Annotated in this window: 18 protein-coding genes; 12 read left to right on the top strand and 6 right to left on the bottom strand. The window is 64.0% G+C overall.

Annotated elements, in window-relative coordinates:
* Positions 1–204 precede the first annotated feature (204 nt).
* The 10 genes from Q4G14_RS09815 (at position 205) to cobO (ending at position 10,674) form a co-directional block, all read left to right on the top strand.
* On the top strand, positions 205–678 hold the full coding sequence (locus Q4G14_RS09815; RefSeq protein WP_303361566.1) for an invasion associated locus B family protein: 474 nt from the start codon (positions 205–207) through the stop codon (positions 676–678).
* A 173-nt stretch (positions 679–851) separates the two neighbouring features.
* On the top strand, positions 852–1,970 hold the full coding sequence (locus Q4G14_RS09810) for an HD domain-containing protein (protein ID WP_303361565.1): 1,119 nt from the start codon (positions 852–854) through the stop codon (positions 1,968–1,970).
* A 213-nt stretch (positions 1,971–2,183) separates the two neighbouring features.
* Positions 2,184–3,398, top strand: coding sequence for an NADP-dependent isocitrate dehydrogenase (locus Q4G14_RS09805; RefSeq protein WP_303361564.1), 1,215 nt, complete (start codon positions 2,184–2,186; stop codon positions 3,396–3,398).
* Positions 3,399–3,431: 33 nt separating this feature from the next.
* Positions 3,432–3,869 (top strand): EamA family transporter, encoded by a 438-nt coding sequence (locus tag Q4G14_RS09800; RefSeq protein ID WP_303361563.1) that lies wholly within the window; start codon positions 3,432–3,434, stop codon positions 3,867–3,869.
* 97 nt (positions 3,870–3,966) lie between these two features.
* Complete coding sequence (locus Q4G14_RS09795) at positions 3,967–5,238, top strand: hypothetical protein (protein WP_303361562.1); 1,272 nt, start codon at positions 3,967–3,969, stop codon at positions 5,236–5,238.
* Positions 5,239–5,242: 4 nt separating this feature from the next.
* A complete protein-coding gene (locus Q4G14_RS09790) occupies positions 5,243–5,974 on the top strand; it encodes a hypothetical protein (protein ID WP_303361561.1) in 732 nt (243 codons plus the stop codon).
* A 120-nt stretch (positions 5,975–6,094) separates the two neighbouring features.
* On the top strand, positions 6,095–6,763 hold the full coding sequence (gene purQ, locus Q4G14_RS09785; protein ID WP_303361560.1) for a phosphoribosylformylglycinamidine synthase subunit PurQ: 669 nt from the start codon (positions 6,095–6,097) through the stop codon (positions 6,761–6,763).
* A 172-nt stretch (positions 6,764–6,935) separates the two neighbouring features.
* Positions 6,936–8,621, top strand: coding sequence for an ATP-binding protein (locus Q4G14_RS09780; RefSeq protein WP_303361623.1), 1,686 nt, complete (start codon positions 6,936–6,938; stop codon positions 8,619–8,621).
* Between the two features lie 64 nt (positions 8,622–8,685).
* On the top strand, positions 8,686–10,011 hold the full coding sequence (locus Q4G14_RS09775; protein WP_303361559.1) for a sigma-54 dependent transcriptional regulator: 1,326 nt from the start codon (positions 8,686–8,688) through the stop codon (positions 10,009–10,011).
* Between the two features lie 51 nt (positions 10,012–10,062).
* A complete protein-coding gene (gene cobO, locus Q4G14_RS09770) occupies positions 10,063–10,674 on the top strand; it encodes a cob(I)yrinic acid a,c-diamide adenosyltransferase (protein WP_303361558.1) in 612 nt (203 codons plus the stop codon).
* Here the strand turns inward: cobO and Q4G14_RS09765 are convergent.
* The gene (locus Q4G14_RS09765) at positions 10,671–11,090 is read right to left on the bottom strand and encodes a VOC family protein (RefSeq protein WP_303361557.1); all 420 of its coding nucleotides are present in this window, start codon (positions 11,088–11,090) and stop codon (positions 10,671–10,673) included. The two genes, cobO and Q4G14_RS09765, sit on opposite strands and share 4 nt — an antisense overlap.
* A gap of 167 nt (positions 11,091–11,257) precedes the next feature.
* On the opposite strand from Q4G14_RS09765, the gene Q4G14_RS09760 reads away from it, so the two are divergent.
* Positions 11,258–11,851 (top strand): HNH endonuclease, encoded by a 594-nt coding sequence (locus Q4G14_RS09760; RefSeq protein WP_303361556.1) that lies wholly within the window; start codon positions 11,258–11,260, stop codon positions 11,849–11,851.
* A gap of 4 nt (positions 11,852–11,855) precedes the next feature.
* On the opposite strand, the gene Q4G14_RS09755 is transcribed toward Q4G14_RS09760, so the two are convergent.
* The 4 genes from Q4G14_RS09755 to Q4G14_RS09740 form a co-directional block, all read right to left on the bottom strand.
* Complete coding sequence (locus tag Q4G14_RS09755) at positions 11,856–12,314, bottom strand: GNAT family N-acetyltransferase (RefSeq protein WP_303361555.1); 459 nt, start codon at positions 12,312–12,314, stop codon at positions 11,856–11,858.
* Positions 12,311–12,925 (bottom strand): DUF1638 domain-containing protein, encoded by a 615-nt coding sequence (locus Q4G14_RS09750; RefSeq protein ID WP_303361554.1) that lies wholly within the window; start codon positions 12,923–12,925, stop codon positions 12,311–12,313. Before Q4G14_RS09750 ends, Q4G14_RS09755 begins: the two co-directional genes overlap by 4 nt.
* Positions 12,915–13,079 carry a hypothetical protein gene (locus Q4G14_RS09745; RefSeq protein ID WP_303361553.1) on the bottom strand — a complete coding sequence of 55 codons (165 nt, stop codon included), beginning with the start codon at positions 13,077–13,079 and terminating at the stop codon, positions 12,915–12,917. The genes Q4G14_RS09750 and Q4G14_RS09745 overlap by 11 nt, the downstream gene beginning before the upstream one ends.
* A 181-nt stretch (positions 13,080–13,260) precedes the next feature.
* Entirely contained in the window at positions 13,261–13,959 is a 699-nt protein-coding gene (locus tag Q4G14_RS09740) for a B12-binding domain-containing protein (RefSeq protein WP_303361552.1), read from the bottom strand.
* Between the two features lie 140 nt (positions 13,960–14,099).
* Here Q4G14_RS09740 and Q4G14_RS09735 point away from each other — a divergent pair, with 140 nt between their 5' ends.
* A complete protein-coding gene (locus Q4G14_RS09735; protein WP_303361551.1) occupies positions 14,100–15,179 on the top strand; it encodes a PA0069 family radical SAM protein in 1,080 nt (359 codons plus the stop codon).
* Between the two features lie 7 nt (positions 15,180–15,186).
* On the opposite strand, the gene bmt is transcribed toward Q4G14_RS09735, so the two are convergent.
* Positions 15,187–16,188: a betaine--homocysteine S-methyltransferase gene (gene bmt, locus Q4G14_RS09730; protein ID WP_303361550.1), complete on the bottom strand. Its 1,002-nt coding sequence runs from the start codon at positions 16,186–16,188 to the stop codon at positions 15,187–15,189.
* Between the last annotated feature and the right edge of the window lie 2 nt (positions 16,189–16,190).

Genomic DNA, 16,190 nt, shown 5'->3' with positions numbered 1-16,190 from the left:
CTGTGGTGTTTTGCGGCGTTTGCCGCATCTGCCGATCCTGCAGTCGAGGAAAATCCGGTTGCTGCGCCAGATCTGACGATACCGCAGGTGGTGCCTGCGACAGATTCAGAAATACCGCCCGCCGCATTGGCGCTGCCGGAACCACCGCCTGTTCCTGCGGCACCCTTGCCCGAGGCGCCGTTGCCGCAGGGGGCTGGCGTCAGCTTGCCAATCCGTCAGATTGACAGCGCGCCGCAGTTTCGCCGCAGCGTCGTTGACGGGGACTGGTCCTTTGATTGCATCAGCTTGCAGTCCGGGCAATTGGGGAATTGCACGGTCAAACGCGATCTGGTTCTGGCCGACGGCACGACCATCGTTGCCGTGCTGCTGATACAAGGCCCGGCCAGCGACGGAGTTTGGCAGCCGCAAGATATGATCGAGGTCGTGGTGCAGCCGCCGGTCGGTCTTGTTTCCGGGGTTGCGCTGGAGGTGGCGGATCATGACATGGTTGCAGGGCCGTTTGCTTATTGTGATGCCAGCCGTTGCGTTGCGCGGCTGGCGATTCCCGATGGGTATGTTCCGGCCCTGGTTCGGGCTGGCCGCGCGGCTTTGATCTGGTCAGCGCCGGATGGCACAGCCGTGCGGGCCGGATTTTCAACGCTGGGGCTGGGTGCGGTTCTGGGAACGGACGGTCGCTGATACTGCGGTTTGCGTTCAGGGGGCTGCTATTGTCTTTGGGATGCAGGGTTGCGCCCAAAGATGCGTATTTGGGCAAACAGGAAGGCGATCTTGCGTCAGATCGGGCGGATACGATAGTGCGGCATGTATGATGCACCCATCTTGGGGTGCGGTGGACAGCAGGGCGGTGGGTGATGGATTTCGATCACGTCTTTGATTTTCTGTCTTATACTGACCGGCTGAAATCCGTCGCCCGTGCGAATGTGCTGATGGATGGTTCGCGTGCGGAAAACAGTGCGGAACACAGCTGGCATGTTGCGCTTTATGCCATGGTGTTTGGTGCGGGCGCTGGCGCGATCTCGATGATTTTGCTGCATGATCTGATCGAGATCGAGGTGGGCGATCACCCGATCCATCTGGATCATGATCTGGCGGCGCTGGCTGTGGCGGAACAGGCGGCGGCGCAGCGCGTGTTTGGCTGCTTTCCCGATGGTGGCCACCTGTTACAGCTTTGGCAAGAGTTCGAGGCGGGTCAGTCGGATGATGCCCGCTTTGCCCGCCGGATGGATCATGTTCAGCCGATGTTTCAGGTGCTGCAATCTGTTGCCCCTCTGCCAGATCATGTGCAGATCGTGCGGGATAATATGGCCTTTGGGCGCGCCGCCCGGCTGCGCGACGAATGGCCCGAGGCGATGGCGGCGGCGGATGCATTGTTGCAGGGCGGCAAGGTGCCGGGTGATTTCGGGCGGCGGTTAAGGTTTCTGGCGCAGGCGGACCGGCTGAAATCGGTGCTGCGCGCTGGGGTGATCCATTCCGGGCGACGCGAAAACAGTGCTGAACATAGCTGGCATCTGGCCCTGTATGCTCTGGTTCTGGCCGAGCTGGCACCGCAGGGGGCGGATGTGGATCGGGTGATCCGCATGTTGATCCTGCATGATCTGGTTGAAATTGACACCGGGGATGTACCGATCCATGCCGCCGGTGGGCTGGCCCATGGCAGCGCCGCGCGTGTGGCGGCGGAACAGGCTGCGGCGGATCGCTTGTTCGGGTTATTGCCTGCGGCGCAGGCGGCGGATTTTCGGGCGCTGTGGGATGAATTCGAGGCGGGCGAAACCCCGGATGCCCGGTTCGCCAAGGCATTGGACCGGGCGCAGCCGGTCTGGCTGAATATTGCCGCAGAAGGCGGAACATGGGCTGAATTCGGTGTCACCTGGGACCAGTTGCAAAGCCGCGTCGGTGACAGGATCGCGCGTGGCTCGCCCCGGCTTTGGGATTGGTTGCAGGGCAGGGCGCGGGGGTATTTCAATGTCTGATGCTGGGCGGGCCGTGGCTTGGCCTATGGATAAAGACGGCTATCAAGATCGCCGGGGTTGGCACTGGTTTTCTGCTGATTGGTCTGGGGCTGCACTGGATCAGGCCATCCTTTGCCCGGCATTCTGGCTGCATACCATAGCATACAACGCTTTTCATTTGCGGCGGGATCAGCTATAGCCGCGCCAGAGAATCCTGAACCGAAGGGGGCATTCATGTCGAAGATCAAGGTAGAAAACCCCGTCGTCGAGCTTGACGGCGATGAGATGACCCGGATCATCTGGGACTTCATCAAACAGAAGCTGATCGTCCCCTATCTGGACATCGACCTGAAATATTACGATCTCGGCATCGAAGAGCGTGACCGCACCGAAGATCAGATCACCATCGACGCCGCCAATGCGATCAAGCAATATGGCGTCGGCGTGAAATGTGCCACCATCACCCCGGACGAAGCGCGGGTCGAGGAATTCGGCCTGAAAAAGATGTGGAAATCGCCGAACGGCACCATCCGTAACATCCTGGGCGGCGTGATCTTCCGCGAGCCGATCATCTGCAAGAACGTGCCGCGTCTGGTCCCCGGCTGGACCCAGCCGATCATCGTGGGCCGCCATGCCTTTGGCGACCAGTATAAGGCCACCGATTTCCGCTTTCCGGGCAAGGGCACGCTGTCGATCAAATTCGTCGGCGAAGACGGCGAGACCATCGAACACGAGGTGTTCCAGTCGCCCGGCGCCGGTGTGGCCATGGCCATGTATAACCTGGACGAATCGATCCGCGATTTTGCCCGCGCATCCATGAACTATGGTCTGGCGCGCGGCTATCCGGTCTATCTGTCCACCAAGAACACCATTCTGAAGGCCTATGACGGCCGCTTCAAGGATCTGTTCCAGGAGGTGTTCGACGCTGAATTTGCTGACAAATTCAAAGCCGCCGGCATCACCTATGAACATCGCCTGATCGACGATATGGTCGCCAGCGCAATGAAATGGTCGGGCGGCTATGTCTGGGCCTGCAAGAATTATGACGGTGACGTGCAGTCCGATACCGTCGCGCAGGGCTTTGGCAGCCTTGGTCTGATGACCTCGGTGCTGATGACGCCCGATGGCAAGACCGTCGAATCCGAGGCAGCGCATGGCACTGTGACCCGCCACTATCGCCAGCATCAGGCGGGCAAGGAAACCTCGACCAACTCGATCGCGTCGATCTTTGCCTGGACCGGCGGGCTCAAGCACCGCGCCAAGCTGGACGGCAACGATGCGCTGAAGAACTTTGCCGAAACGCTGGAGCGGGTGACGGTTCAGGCGGTCGAAGACGGCCACATGACCAAAGACCTTGCCCTGCTGGTCGGCCCGGATCAGAAATGGCTGACGACCATGGGCTATCTGGAAAAAGTCGATGAATATCTGAACAAGGCCCTCAAGGGCTGATCGCGCAGGCCGGGGGAAACCCCGGCCTTTTGCATGGAGGTGTCTGTGGCCGAAAGCTGGATTTTCTGGGCGCTGCTGGCGGCGATTTTTGCCGCGCTGACGGCCATTTTTGGCAAAGTCGGCGTGGCCGGGGTCAATGCCGATTTCGCCACGCTGATCCGCACTGTAGTCATTCTTGCCGCGCTGCTGCTGATCGTCAGCGCGACCGGGCAGCGCCAGCCTTTGGGCGCGATTTCCGGCAAAAGCTGGGTGTTTCTGGTCCTGTCGGGTCTGGCCACCGGGGCCAGCTGGGTCTGCTATTATCGCGCCCTGCAACTGGGCGACGCCGCCCGCGTCGCCCCCGTGGACAAGCTGAGCGTGGTTCTGGTCGCCCTGTTTGGCGTGGCGTTTCTGGGCGAAAAGCTCAGCGCCGTGAACTGGGCCGGGGTGGCGATGATCGCGGGCGGGGCGATGCTGGTCGCCCTGCGCTGATGCCGCAAGCGTGAAGCCGCCCGGTGCGCGCGGGGGATGAGATGGCGGCAGATCTGCCCTATGTCTCGGCTTTGGAGCACCTGACAGCGGATATTTCATGGACGATGACGGACCAACGGCTCAGCACGGCGGCGCACGCTATGCTCGCGAACTGGAACAGCACCTTGACTGGCTGGAGACGTTTACCTCGACCGCGCTGGGGGTGCTGGCCTCGGCTTCGGGGATTTACACCTATCTGGGCGTGCGGACGCTGCTGACCGATTCAGGGATCTGGACGACCTTTGCCGCGCTGGCCTATTCGATTGCGGTGTCGGTCGGGATCTTTGTGTTCTGGTCCTATATGCTGCGCCTGCTGCCTGCGGTGCGCAGCGCGGTGTCGCGCGTGGGGCTGTTTCTGGCGATGGGGCTGGGCTGCGTGGCGATTGTGGCCATGTCGTCCTGGCTGAACGCGGCGGCGCTGGCGGGCGGTGCGGCGGTGGAAACGCATATGGCGACCACCGTGCAGCATTATCAGGCCGCGCTCGAGCGGGCGCACGCCAATGCGGTTGCCGGCCAGTCACTGACCCGTGACGTGGCGCGTGTGCGGCAAAGTTTTGGTGATCTGTCCGAACAAGAGGCCGGCGGCACCCTGTCGGGCTGGGCCGGGCGCGGCGCTGTGTTCCGCGTGCTGACCCAGAAACAGGCCGAATTGCAGGCGCTCGAAGATCAGCTTGCCGCCGTCGCCGACCCGATCGAAGCGACTTTCGCCCAAGGCAACACCATTCTGTCGCAAATGCGGTCGATCTCGGTCGAGCCGGGCGGGCTGGAAGATCGCACCATCCGCTTTTCCGAAGACGCGGTGCAACTGGCGGGGCTGATTACCCAGATGCGGCAACTGAACCCCGCGCCGCTGGTGTCGCGCGCGGCGCAGGATCTGGCCGATGCGGTGGTGCTGCCGGAACTGGATGGCACCTCGGCGGACATCCGGGCCGGGCAGTCCAGCACGATTGCCTCGGTCTTGTCGCTGGTGCAACAGCGGGCGCAGACCCTGGGCCGCGCCGCCGCCGATGTGATGACGCTGCCGCAACCGGACGAGGCGCTTTACACGCCAATGTCGGCGGCGGATGCGGTGATCGTCTATGCCGGGAACTTCGTTCCGGCATGGGCGGGGGCGATTTCCATCGACCTTCTGCCCGCCGTGCTGGTGTTCATCATCATGGTGGTGCAGGCGGCGATCCGGTCAGGGCGCGGCCACGGCCATCTGGATGACCGCATGACGGTCCGCGAACTGCGCGCCGCGCTGGCCGCAGCCGAGGCGCTGCGCGAGGCCGAGGCGCAGACAGCCGCGCCCCCGGCCCCTCCGCCACCGCCGCCCCGGCCCGAGGTCTGACACCATGCGGATGTTTTCCTCGCCGCGGCAGGTGATCCGGGCGGTGCTGGTGGCGCAGGTGGCGATGGCGGCGATCATCATCGGGGCAGACCTGATCCGCGCCCCCGGTGCCGCCGCGCCGGGCATGTTCGCGCCCCCGGCCCAAGGCCCCAGCGTGCGCCCCTATCGCCCCGACCTGCGCCCCGGCCAGCCCGGAACCCCGGGCGCCCCGGCGATGCGGCCTATGCCCGAACGGCTCGAATTTACCGAATCCGACGACGCCATCACCCTCACCGGCCAAATCGCCCCCGGCGATGCCGACCGCTTTGCGGCATGGATAGATGAAACCCGCCCGCAGGCCAGCCGGGTCAGCCTCGACAGTTCGGGCGGCTCGGTCTCGGATGCGCTGGCCATCGGGCGCACCATCCGCGCGGCCAGTTGGGCAACGCGGGTGGATAACGGCGCGGTTTGCCTGTCGGCCTGCCCCTACCTGCTGGCGGCAGGCACAGAACGACGGGTAGAGCAGGGCGGCATCGTCGGGGTGCATCAGCATTACTTTGGCCAGAACACGATCCTGCCCGCCTTCATGGCCATCAACGACTTGCAGCGCGCTCAGGCCAGCGTGATCGACTTTCTCTCTGATATGGGCGTTGACCTGCGCATCATGTCCTACGCATTGCGCACCCCGCCCGAAGACATCAATATCCTCGACCCCGCCCTGATGCGCGACCTGCGCCTGACCACCGACAGCGGCTAGGTATCTTTGGTCCGCAAATATCCCGGGGGGAATCCGGCGAATGCCGGATGGGGGGCTGGCCCCCCTTTCCCCGCCCCCAACCATGCGCTACAGCAAACCATCCAAGGGCAGGAGAAGCCGATGAAAGCCGCCGTCATCACCTTTCCCGGATCGAACTGCGACCGCGATCTGGCCGTCGCTCTCGACCGCGCGGGCGCCAGCGTCACCCGTGTCTGGCACAAGGACGACCGCCTGCCCGAGGGCACCGATCTGGTTGCAGTGCCGGGCGGGTTCAGCTTTGGCGATTATCTGCGCTGCGGGGCCATTGCCGCGCAGTCGCCCATTGCCCGCGCCCTGCGCGACCATGCGGCGCGCGGCGGCTATGTGCTGGGCATCTGCAATGGCTTTCAGGTGCTGACCGAACTGGGCCTGCTGCCGGGCGCGCTGATGCGCAATGCCGGGCTGACCTTTCTGTGCAAACCCGTGGTGCTGACGGTCGCCACGGCCAGCAGCGATTTCACCAATGCCTATCAGACCGGCCAGCAGATTACCGTGCCGGTCGCGCATCACGACGGCAATTATCAGATCGACGCCGACGGTTTGGCCACCCTGCGCGATCAGGATCGCATCGCCTTCACCTATACCCCCGCGATCAATGGCTCGGTCGCTGATATTGCGGGCGTCCTGTCGGAAAACCGTCGGGTGCTGGGGATGATGCCGCATCCCGAACGTGCGGCCGATGCCGCGCTTGGTGGAACCGATGGTGCGCCACTTTTCGCCGGTCTGGTGCGTTCGCTGGTATCCGCCTGACTTGAGCGAAAGGCCGCGCAGGCTTAGATTGCGCGGATCAGTCAGAAAGGCAGACCGCCGGGTGAACCAGCGCGACCAGATCGAAGACGACCAGACCGCCGGTGCCGGCGGAGGCAAGCTGCGCAATCCGTGGTGGCTGCGCGCGGTTGTGGCTGCGATCCTGCTGGCGGGTATGGCGCTGGTCTGGATGACCAATGCCTGGCTGACCGAGCGTTTTTCCGAAAACACCCGCGTTCGCGCCGAAATGCGCGCGGCGCTGTTCACCGGCAACCTGATTTCGGAACTGCAACGCACCTCGGTCGTGCCGCTGCTGCTGGCGCGCGATCCGGCGCTGATCGGATCGCTTCAGAGCAATGAGTTCTCGTCCACTTCGGCCCGCCTGATCGGGGCGCAAAAGGAAATCGGCGCGGCTTCGATCACCTTGCTCGATTCGACCGGGCGCACGGTGGGGGCGACGAACAGGTTCGAAATCGGCACCAACAACAGCCAGCAACCCTTTTTCGTCGAGGCGCTGCGGTCGCGTGACAGTGTGTTTACCGTCTCGCTGCGGGATGAAGGCGGGTTCGAGTTCGCCTATTCCCGCGCTGTGATTGCCGAGGGCAAGACCCTGGGCGTGATCGTGGTCGGCGCGGATCTGACGCGGCTGGAACGGTCGTGGGCCAGCGTATCGGATGCCGTTGCCGTCACCGACAGCGAAGGCAACATCATCCTCTCCACCGAAGCGCGCTGGCGGGGTCTGACCTTGCCGCAGGCGCTGGAGGTGCGCTCGGCCCCCTCGGCCATCCAGCGGGCGTTCCAACTGACCACCGACTGGAGCAACGCCCCCGTGGACGCCTATCTTAAAGGGCGGGCGGTGATGCAGACGGAAAGCCGGATCAGCTTTCGCGGCTGGCGGATGACGACCTTCACCGCCTATGATTCCGTGCGCGAGCGGGTGAACGCTGTGCTGGCGCTGGAAATCATGGGGCTGGCGATCCTGCTGGCCGCGACCTTCTATCTGCTGTCGCACCGCGCCCGCGCCCAGTCCGAGGCGTTCATGCGCGAATCCGCTGATCTGCGCGCGCTGAATGCCCGGCTGACGCGCGAGATTGCCGAACGCGAGCGGGTGCAAAAAGAACTGCGCGTCGCCGAACAGACGGTGCAGCAATCCAGCAAGCTGGCTGCTTTGGGTGAAATGTCGGCCGGGGTCAGCCATGAATTGAACCAGCCGCTGGCGGCGATGAAAACCTATCTGGCCGGCGCGCGGCTGTTGCTGCAACGCGGCCGCCCCGAAGAGGCGCTGGCCTCGTTTCATCGCATCGACAACCTGATCGAACGGATGGGCGCGATCACCCGGCAGTTGAAATCCTATGCCCGCAAGGGCGGCGAGGCGTTCGAGCCGGTCGATCTGCGCGCCGCCGTATCCTCGGCCCTGACCATGATGGAACCGCAGTTGCGCGAACGCATGGTGCGGATCACCCACAAACTGCCGCGCCGCAGGGTGATGGTCATGGCCGACCGCATCCGGCTGGAACAGGTCATCATCAACCTGCTGCGCAATGCCGTCGATGCCGTCAAGAACGCCCGCGATCCCCTGGTCGAGATCGAGGTCAGCGAGGGTGCGCACGCATATGTGTCCGTCCGCGACAACGGGCCGGGTGTTTCTGATCTGGAAAAACTGTTTGAACCCTTCTGGACAACGAAAAAGCCCGGCGAGGGCACCGGGCTGGGCTTGGCCATCTCGTCCGGGATCGTCGCTGATATGGGGGGGCGGCTGACCGCGCATAACGAAGTGACGGGCGGGGCCGTATTTACGATGGAACTGCCGCTGCACGGCACCCAGGGCGTCGAGCCGGGGCGCCCGATGGCGGCGGAATAAGTGGTGAGGCTCGGACGTTTGTTGAACGACGGCCCGAGGGCACAAGTGAAAGGAACGACGCCGCATGGCGCGCAAGTTGAAAATCGCAATCGTCGATGACGAACCCGATATGCGGGAATCCATCAGCCAGTGGCTGGTCCTGTCGGGGTTTGAAACGGAAACCTATCCCAGTGCCGAAGACGCGCTGAAGGTAATCGGGGCCGATTGGCCGGGCGTTGTCGTGACCGACATCCGGATGCCGGGCATGGACGGCATGGCCTTCCTGAAAAAGCTGATGGCGCTGGATTCCGGCCTGCCGGTCATCATGATTACCGGCCATGGCGACGTGCCGATGGCGGTCGAGGCGATGCGCCTTGGCGCGATGGACTTTATGGAAAAACCCTTCAACCCCGACCGGATGACCGAACTGGCGAAAAAGGCCACGCAGTCGCGGCGGATGACGCTGGACAACCGCGCGCTGCGCCGCGATCTGTCCGAGGGTCAGCAGGTCATGTCGAAACTGATCGGGGCCAGCCCGGTGATGGAACGCCTGCGCGAAGATATTCTGGATCTGGGGCAGGCTGACGGTCACGTTCTGATCGACGGCGAAACCGGCACCGGCAAGACTCTGGTCGCCCATGCGCTGCATGCCGTCGGCCCGCGCGCCTCGCGCAAGTTCGTGCCGATCAGTTGCGCCGCCTATGCGCCCGACACGCTGGGGGAACGCCTGTTCGGCCCGGTCGAAGACGGCCTGCCTGCCGTCGAGGAAGCGCGCGGCGGGACGCTGTGTCTTGAGGATATCGAGGCGCTGACCGAACCCTTGCAGGCGCGGCTGCTGGCCTTTATCGCCGATCAGGGTGCCCCGGCCGAAACCCGGATCATCGCCATTTCCAACGCCCGCGGTGAAGGCCGTCGGGCCGAAGACAGCCTGCGGCCCGACCTGTTCTATCGCCTGTCGGCCTTGCAGATCACCCTGCCGCCGCTGCGTGCCCGTGGCGAAGATATTCTGGCGCTGTTCACCCGGATGACCGAACAATTCGCGGATGAATACGGCTGCGAACCGCCTCAGGTCACGGCGCAAGAGGCGGCGCAACTGTTGCAGGCCCCTTGGCCCGGCAATATCCGGCAGTTGATTAACGTCGCCGAACGGGCGGTGTTGCAGAACCGGCGCGGGTCCGGCTCGATCGCGTCGCTGCTGATGGCGGATGGCGAGGAAACGCAGCAGGCCACCACAACCGAGGGCAAGCCGCTGAAGGAATATGTCGAGAGCTTTGAAAAAATGCTGATCGACAACACGATGCGGCGGCACAAGGGTTCGATCGCGTCGGTGATGGACGAATTGTGCCTGCCGCGCCGGACCCTGAACGAAAAGATGGCCAAATACGGGCTGTCGCGCGGGGATTATCTGTAAGCCGGGGGCGCTTCGCCCCCCGGACCCCCCGAGGATATTTAAGGACCAAAGATGCAGGATGACACCGATCGCCACCGCGAAAAGATGGCCAAGATCAAGGCGGCGCGGGAACGTATGATGGCGGACAAGACCGCTGAAAAAGGCTTGATTATCGTTCATACCGGCAAGGGCAAGGGCAAGTCTTCCTCGGGCTTTGGGATGATTTTGCGGGCTATCGGCTGGGGGATGCCTTGCGCCGTGGTGCAGTTCATCAAGGGTGCGTGGGATACCGGCGAACGCCGCGCGCTGGAGGGGCCTTTGGCCGGGCTGTGCCAGATCCATGTCATGGGCGAGGGTTTTACCTGGGACACGCAGGATCGCGAGCGCGACACGGCGGCAGCGCAGGCGGCATGGGACAAGGCGAAAGAGCTGATCCGCGATCCCTCGGTCCAGATGGTCCTGCTGGACGAGATCAACATCGCGCTGCGCTATGGCTATCTGGATGCGGGCGAGGTGGCGGATTTCCTGCTGGATGAAAAGCCGCCGATGACTCATGTCGTGCTGACGGGGCGCAATGCGCCTGATCTGCTGATCGAGGCCGCCGATCTTGTCACCGAGATGACCGAGATCAAGCATCCCTTCAAAGCGCAGGGCGTCAAGGCGCAGCGCGGGGTCGAGTTCTAGCCGTCCCAGATCGCCGGATCGGCCAGTTCGATGGAATTGCCCGCCGGGTCGCGGAAATAGATCGAGCGTGCGCCGTTCGGCCAGCGGAAGTCGGCCTCGATTTCGATGCCATGCTGTTCCAGATGCGCGCGCCAGTCGTCCAGCCTGTCCGGGGCGGCGGCCATGCAGTAATGTCCCGGCCCGCGCGCACCATGCGGCGGCACCGGCAGGCGGGCATCGGGGGCAGGGGGCTTTTCGGTGACATCGGCGCGAAAGATCAACAGCACCTGACCGGGGGCGACGCGGAAAAAGACGTGGCGCCCCGGCACCTGCTGAAACGGTGTCAGCCCGATCACGCCCTGCCAAAAGGCCAAGGCGGCATCCAGATCATCGGCATAGAGCGCCGATTCCAAGGTTCCCAGAACTGGTGGCGTCATTGCCGCAGGATGCCATGAAACTTCGCCATTGTCACACTCGCGTCACAGCCTCGTATTATGCGGCTGAACAGGACAGATGCGGGGGCTTGTCAGACATGAACCGCGAGATATAGTCGGCTTATGATCTGATCCGCGCCCGCCCTTTGGGGCCAAGGTGGAAAGGGCACATGCTGGACGAGCAACGCGACTTCAGAACCCATTTCGTGCGCGAGTCGGCAAGCCTGCGCCATCACCCGGCTTTGGTGCTGAACGCCGATTACAGGCCGCTTTCCTATTACCCGCTGTCGCTTTGGCCCTGGCAAGAGGCGATCAAGGCCGTGTTTCTGGATCGCGTCACCATTCTGGCGGAATATGACGAATGTGTGCGAAGTCAGCGGCAGGCGTTCCGCATCCCCTCGGTCGTGGTGCTGAAGGATTTCGTCAAACCCCAAAAGCGCGTGGCCTTCACGCGCTTTAATCTTTTTCTGCGGGATGAATTCTGCTGCCAATACTGCGGGGCAAAGGGCGATCTGACCTTTGATCATGTCGTGCCCCGGTCGCGTGGCGGGGTGACAAGCTGGGAAAACGTTGTTGCCGCTTGTTCGCCCTGCAATCTGCGCAAGGCCAACCGCAGCCTGCGCCATTCCGGCCTGACCCTGCGCCGCGCGCCGCGCCGCCCCTCGTCCGAGGAAATGCACGCGGTCGGGCGGCGCTTTCCGCCGAACCACCTGCATGAAAGCTGGATGGATTTTCTGTATTGGGATGCCGAACTGGAAAGCTGATCGCTCAGATCAGCCACTTGCGCATCAGGAACCGCGCCAGCACCTGATCGCCGCGCGCGACATGTTCGGCCTGCTCGGTGACGAAACCGGCGGCCATGAACGGCCCTTCGGCCATCAGGCTGGCATGAGTGTAAAGCGAATCCAGACCGCGCTGCCGTGCGTCCTGCTCAAGCCGTTCGTAAAGCTGGCGGAACAGGCCGTGGCCGCGATATTCGGGCAAAAGATAGGCCAGGTCTATACAGCCATCTTCGGCCAGTGTCATAAAGCCGATGGCGTTTCCATCCTGTTCGGCCATTGCAACCCGCTGCCGCGCCAGCCGTCCGGCCCAGGCGCGGCCCGAATTGGGGGCGGGCAGCCAGGCATTCTGCTGCGCCGGGCTATAGGGGCTGCGGCCGCGGTGGATCGCGTCGAACATCACCCGGCCCAAGGCCTCGGCATCCTGCGGCCCGGCCCAGCGGATCATGGCGTGCCGCCAAGCCGCGCCAGCACGCCCGGCAGGTCGCCATAGCCGGTCGCGCGCCGCTCATACCGCAGGCCAAGGCGGTCGGCGGCCTGCTGCGCGGCGTGATCCAGCGCGGGATCGTTGGTCTGGGCCAGATAGATCAGCTTTTCATAATTGCCGAACATCATCGGGATCAGCTCGGGGTGGCGGTCAAACCCCATTGCCCGCCACACAAAGGCGTCGAACTGGCGCACCAGAAAATCGGTCAGATAAAAGGCGGTGAACTCGGTCTCGGCCCGCGCCTCATGCGCGGCAAGGCCGTCGAAAAACGCATAGCAATGCGGGCCGGGGATCATCTCGACGCCCAAAGCATCGCAACGCGCCTGCAAAAGCCCGCCGGTGCCGCAATCGGCGTAAACCACGATTACCTTGTCATAAGCGCCGCCCCGCTGCCGGATCGCGGCCTCAACCGCGTCGGGAATGCGGTCGGGCCACAGATGCAGATCGGCGGGCAGGCAATGCAGATCCATATGCGCCCAGCCATTGGCATCGCGAATGGCGATCACCTCGCGCGCAAGGGCGCCGCACGCCAGCAACAGGATGCGGGGCAGGGCGGGGCTGTCAGCCTTCATGATCGCGCATCGACAGGTGCAGCACAGCCACCCCCATCAGCGCAACAATGGCCAAGGCCGCCAACGGCACACCCGCCGAGACCGAAGCCCACAGGGTTACAGCCGCAAAAAGAACGACAATGGCAATCAGAAACAAGAAATGTGGCAGCGGCATGACGAATCCCTTTCCTGCCATGAATATGGGGCGCACATGCCGCCTTGGAAAGAGCGATTGCACCGACACACAGCGGCATTTCGCCCCGCCGGACAAAAAACCGCCTGCCCCGTCTTTCGTTTGCAAATATCCTCGGGGGGAGTCGCCTTGGCGACGGGGGGCAGAAAGCCCCCCTGCCGACTTAGCCTGCTGCAAGCTGGTTGTGCTTGCGGGCGATGAATTGCTTGGCCGTTTCCACCGCGACGGCGGCATCGCGGCAATAGGCGTCGGCACCGATGGCGTGGCCGAATTCTTCGTTCAGCGGCGCGCCGCCGACCAGAATGATGTAATCCTCGCGGATGCCCTGTTCCTTCATCGTGTCGATGACGACCTTCATATAGGGCATGGTCGTGGTCAGCAGGGCGGACATGCCGATGATGTCGGCATCCTCGCGCTTGGCGGCGTCGATATAGTTTTCGACCGGGTTGTTGATGCCCAGATCGACCACCTCGAACCCCGCGCCCTCCATCATCATCGCGACAAGGTTCTTGCCGATGTCGTGGATGTCGCCCTTGACGGTGCCGATCACCATCTTGCCGACGCGCGGCGCGCCGGTTTCGGCCAGCAGCGGCTTGAGGATCGCCATGCCGCCCTTCATCGCGTTGGCGGCCAGCAGCACCTCGGGCACGAACAGGATACCGTCGCGGAAGTCGTGGCCGACGATGGTCATGCCGGCGACCAGCGCCTTGGTCAGCACGTCATAGGGCGTCCAGCCGCGTTCCAGCAGGATGTTCACGCCTTCTTCGATCTCCTCCTTGAGACCGTCGTAAAGGTCGTCCATCATCTGCTGAACCAGGTCGTCGTCACTCAGTTCAGAAAGGATGATCTCGTCGTCAGACATGGCTTGCTCCCTGCCGCTATGGGATGGATTTGGCGCGGTTTTGCCGATTTGAAAAGCCGGATTGCGACATACGGTCATCTTTCGGCGACCATTATGGCAATAGGCTGGCGTTTGTTCCTGAATTGTTCTAGCTTGGGTGGATGCTGCCGCCCCGCAACCCCGACGAAGACCTCAAGGCCCGCGGGGCCGACACCCGCCCGCCCGGCCGGTTCGAGCCGTTGCGGGCCGAACGCGAATCCGACGGCTGGGACATTCCCGAAGATCAGCGCCCGCTGCGCACCGAAATCGCGGTCGAGCGTCCGCGCAGCATCATCAACCGCAACAGCTCGCCCGATGTGCCCTTTGATCGGTCGATCAACCCCTATCGCGGTTGCGAACACGGCTGCATCTATTGCTTTGCCCGGCCCTCGCACAGCTATCTTGGCCTGTCGCCGGGGCTTGATTTCGAAACGAAAATCACCGCCAAGCCCGATGCGGCGCAGGTGCTGGAACGCGAACTGGCGCGGCCATCCTATCGCTGCGCGCCGATTGCGATGGGGACGAATACCGACCCGTATCAGCCCGCCGAATCGCGGCTGGCGATCATGCCCGGCATTCTGCGGGTGCTGTCCGACTGGAACCACCCGGTCACGCTGGTGACGCGCGGCCATGCGGTGCTGCGCGATGTTCATCTGTGGGCAGAACTGGCGGCCAAGCGGATGGCCTTTGTTGGCGTCTCGGTCACGACGCTGGATGCGCCGCTGGCCCGCGCGCTGGAACCACGCGCCCCGCCACCCGCCACGCGGCTGCGGATGATTCGCGAACTGGCCGCCGCCGGGGTGCCGGTGCGGGTGATGGTGGCGCCGGTCATCCCGGTGCTGACCGAACCCGACATCGAGGCGATCCTGACCGCCGCGCGCGAGGCGGGGGCCACGAATGCCAGCATGATCCCGCTGCGCCTGCCCTACGAGGTGGCGCCGCTGTTCCGCGACTGGCTGGACCGGCATCACCCCGGCAAAGCCGCCTATATCATGCGGCGGGTGCAGTCGATGCGCGGCGGGCGCGACAACGACCCGCGCTTTGGCCACCGGATGCGCGGCCAGGGGATCGAGGCAGACCTGATGCACCAACGCTTCAAGATGGCGCGCCGACGGCTGGGGTATCACAGCGAATCAGCGCCGCTGGATTGCAGCCGCTTTGGCCCGCCACCACGGGCGGGCGATCAGTTGTCGCTGTTCTAGCCGCGCGTTAACCCCGGCGACGGCTGCTGCGTTCGCGGGTCGGGCCGCCGCCATCGGTGCCGTCGCTGGCGCTGCTGAAGCCACCCAGCTTGGCGGCGATTTCGTCCAGCGTCGGCTTGTCGCCGCGCGGGCGGGTTTCCAGCGCCTCGCGCATGGAGCGCAGATGTTCCGGCATGGTGCCGCAGCAGCCGCCGATGATCCGCACCCCCAGATCGCGGGCCAGCACGGCATAATCGGCCATCAGTTCCGGCGTGCCGTCATAGTGGATATGCCCGTGTTCATAGCGCGGAATCCCGGCGTTGCCCTTGGCGATGATCGGGCGTTCGGTGCCGGTGGCGACAAAGCCGTTCACCGTGCGCAGCAGATCCGACGCGCCGACGCCGCAATTCGCACCAAAGGCCACCGGCGGCAGCGGCAGCTTTTCGACCAGCGCCGCCAGTTGCGCCGAGGTGACGCCCATCATCGTGCGCCCGGCGGTGTCAAAGCTCATGGTGCCGCACCACGGCATTCCGGCCAGTTTGGCGGCTTCGGCGGCGGCGCGGTATTCTTCGGGGGCGCTGATGGTTTCGACCCACAGCACATCGGCCCCGCCCTCTTTCAGACCCTCGGCCTGTTCGTGGAACATCTCGACGGCGGCTTCGTGGGTCAGGCTGCCCATTGGCATCATGATTTCGCCAGTCGGCCCGACGCTGCCTGCCACGACCACGGGGCGACCGGCGGCATCGGCCACTTCGCGCGCCAGTTCGGCAGCAACGCGGTTCAGTTCGCGCACACGGTTCTGGGCATTGTGCAGCTTTAATCGGCTGGCGTTGCCGCCAAAGCTGTTGGTCAGGAACAGATCAGACCCGGCATCCACGGCGCCCCGATACAGCTTGCGGATGTTGTCGGGCTGGTCGGTGTTCCACAGTTCCGGCGGGTCGCCTGCGGACAGGCCCATGTTGAACAGGTTGGTCCCCGTCGCGCCATCGGCCAGCAGCCAGTCGCGTTCAGACAAAAGCCGGGTCAGCAAAT

This window comes from Paracoccus sp. (in: a-proteobacteria), from assembly GCF_030538755.1.
Taxonomy (GTDB): Bacteria; Pseudomonadota; Alphaproteobacteria; order Rhodobacterales; family Rhodobacteraceae; genus Paracoccus.
This window is presented reverse-complemented; position numbering and strand designations above follow the sequence as displayed.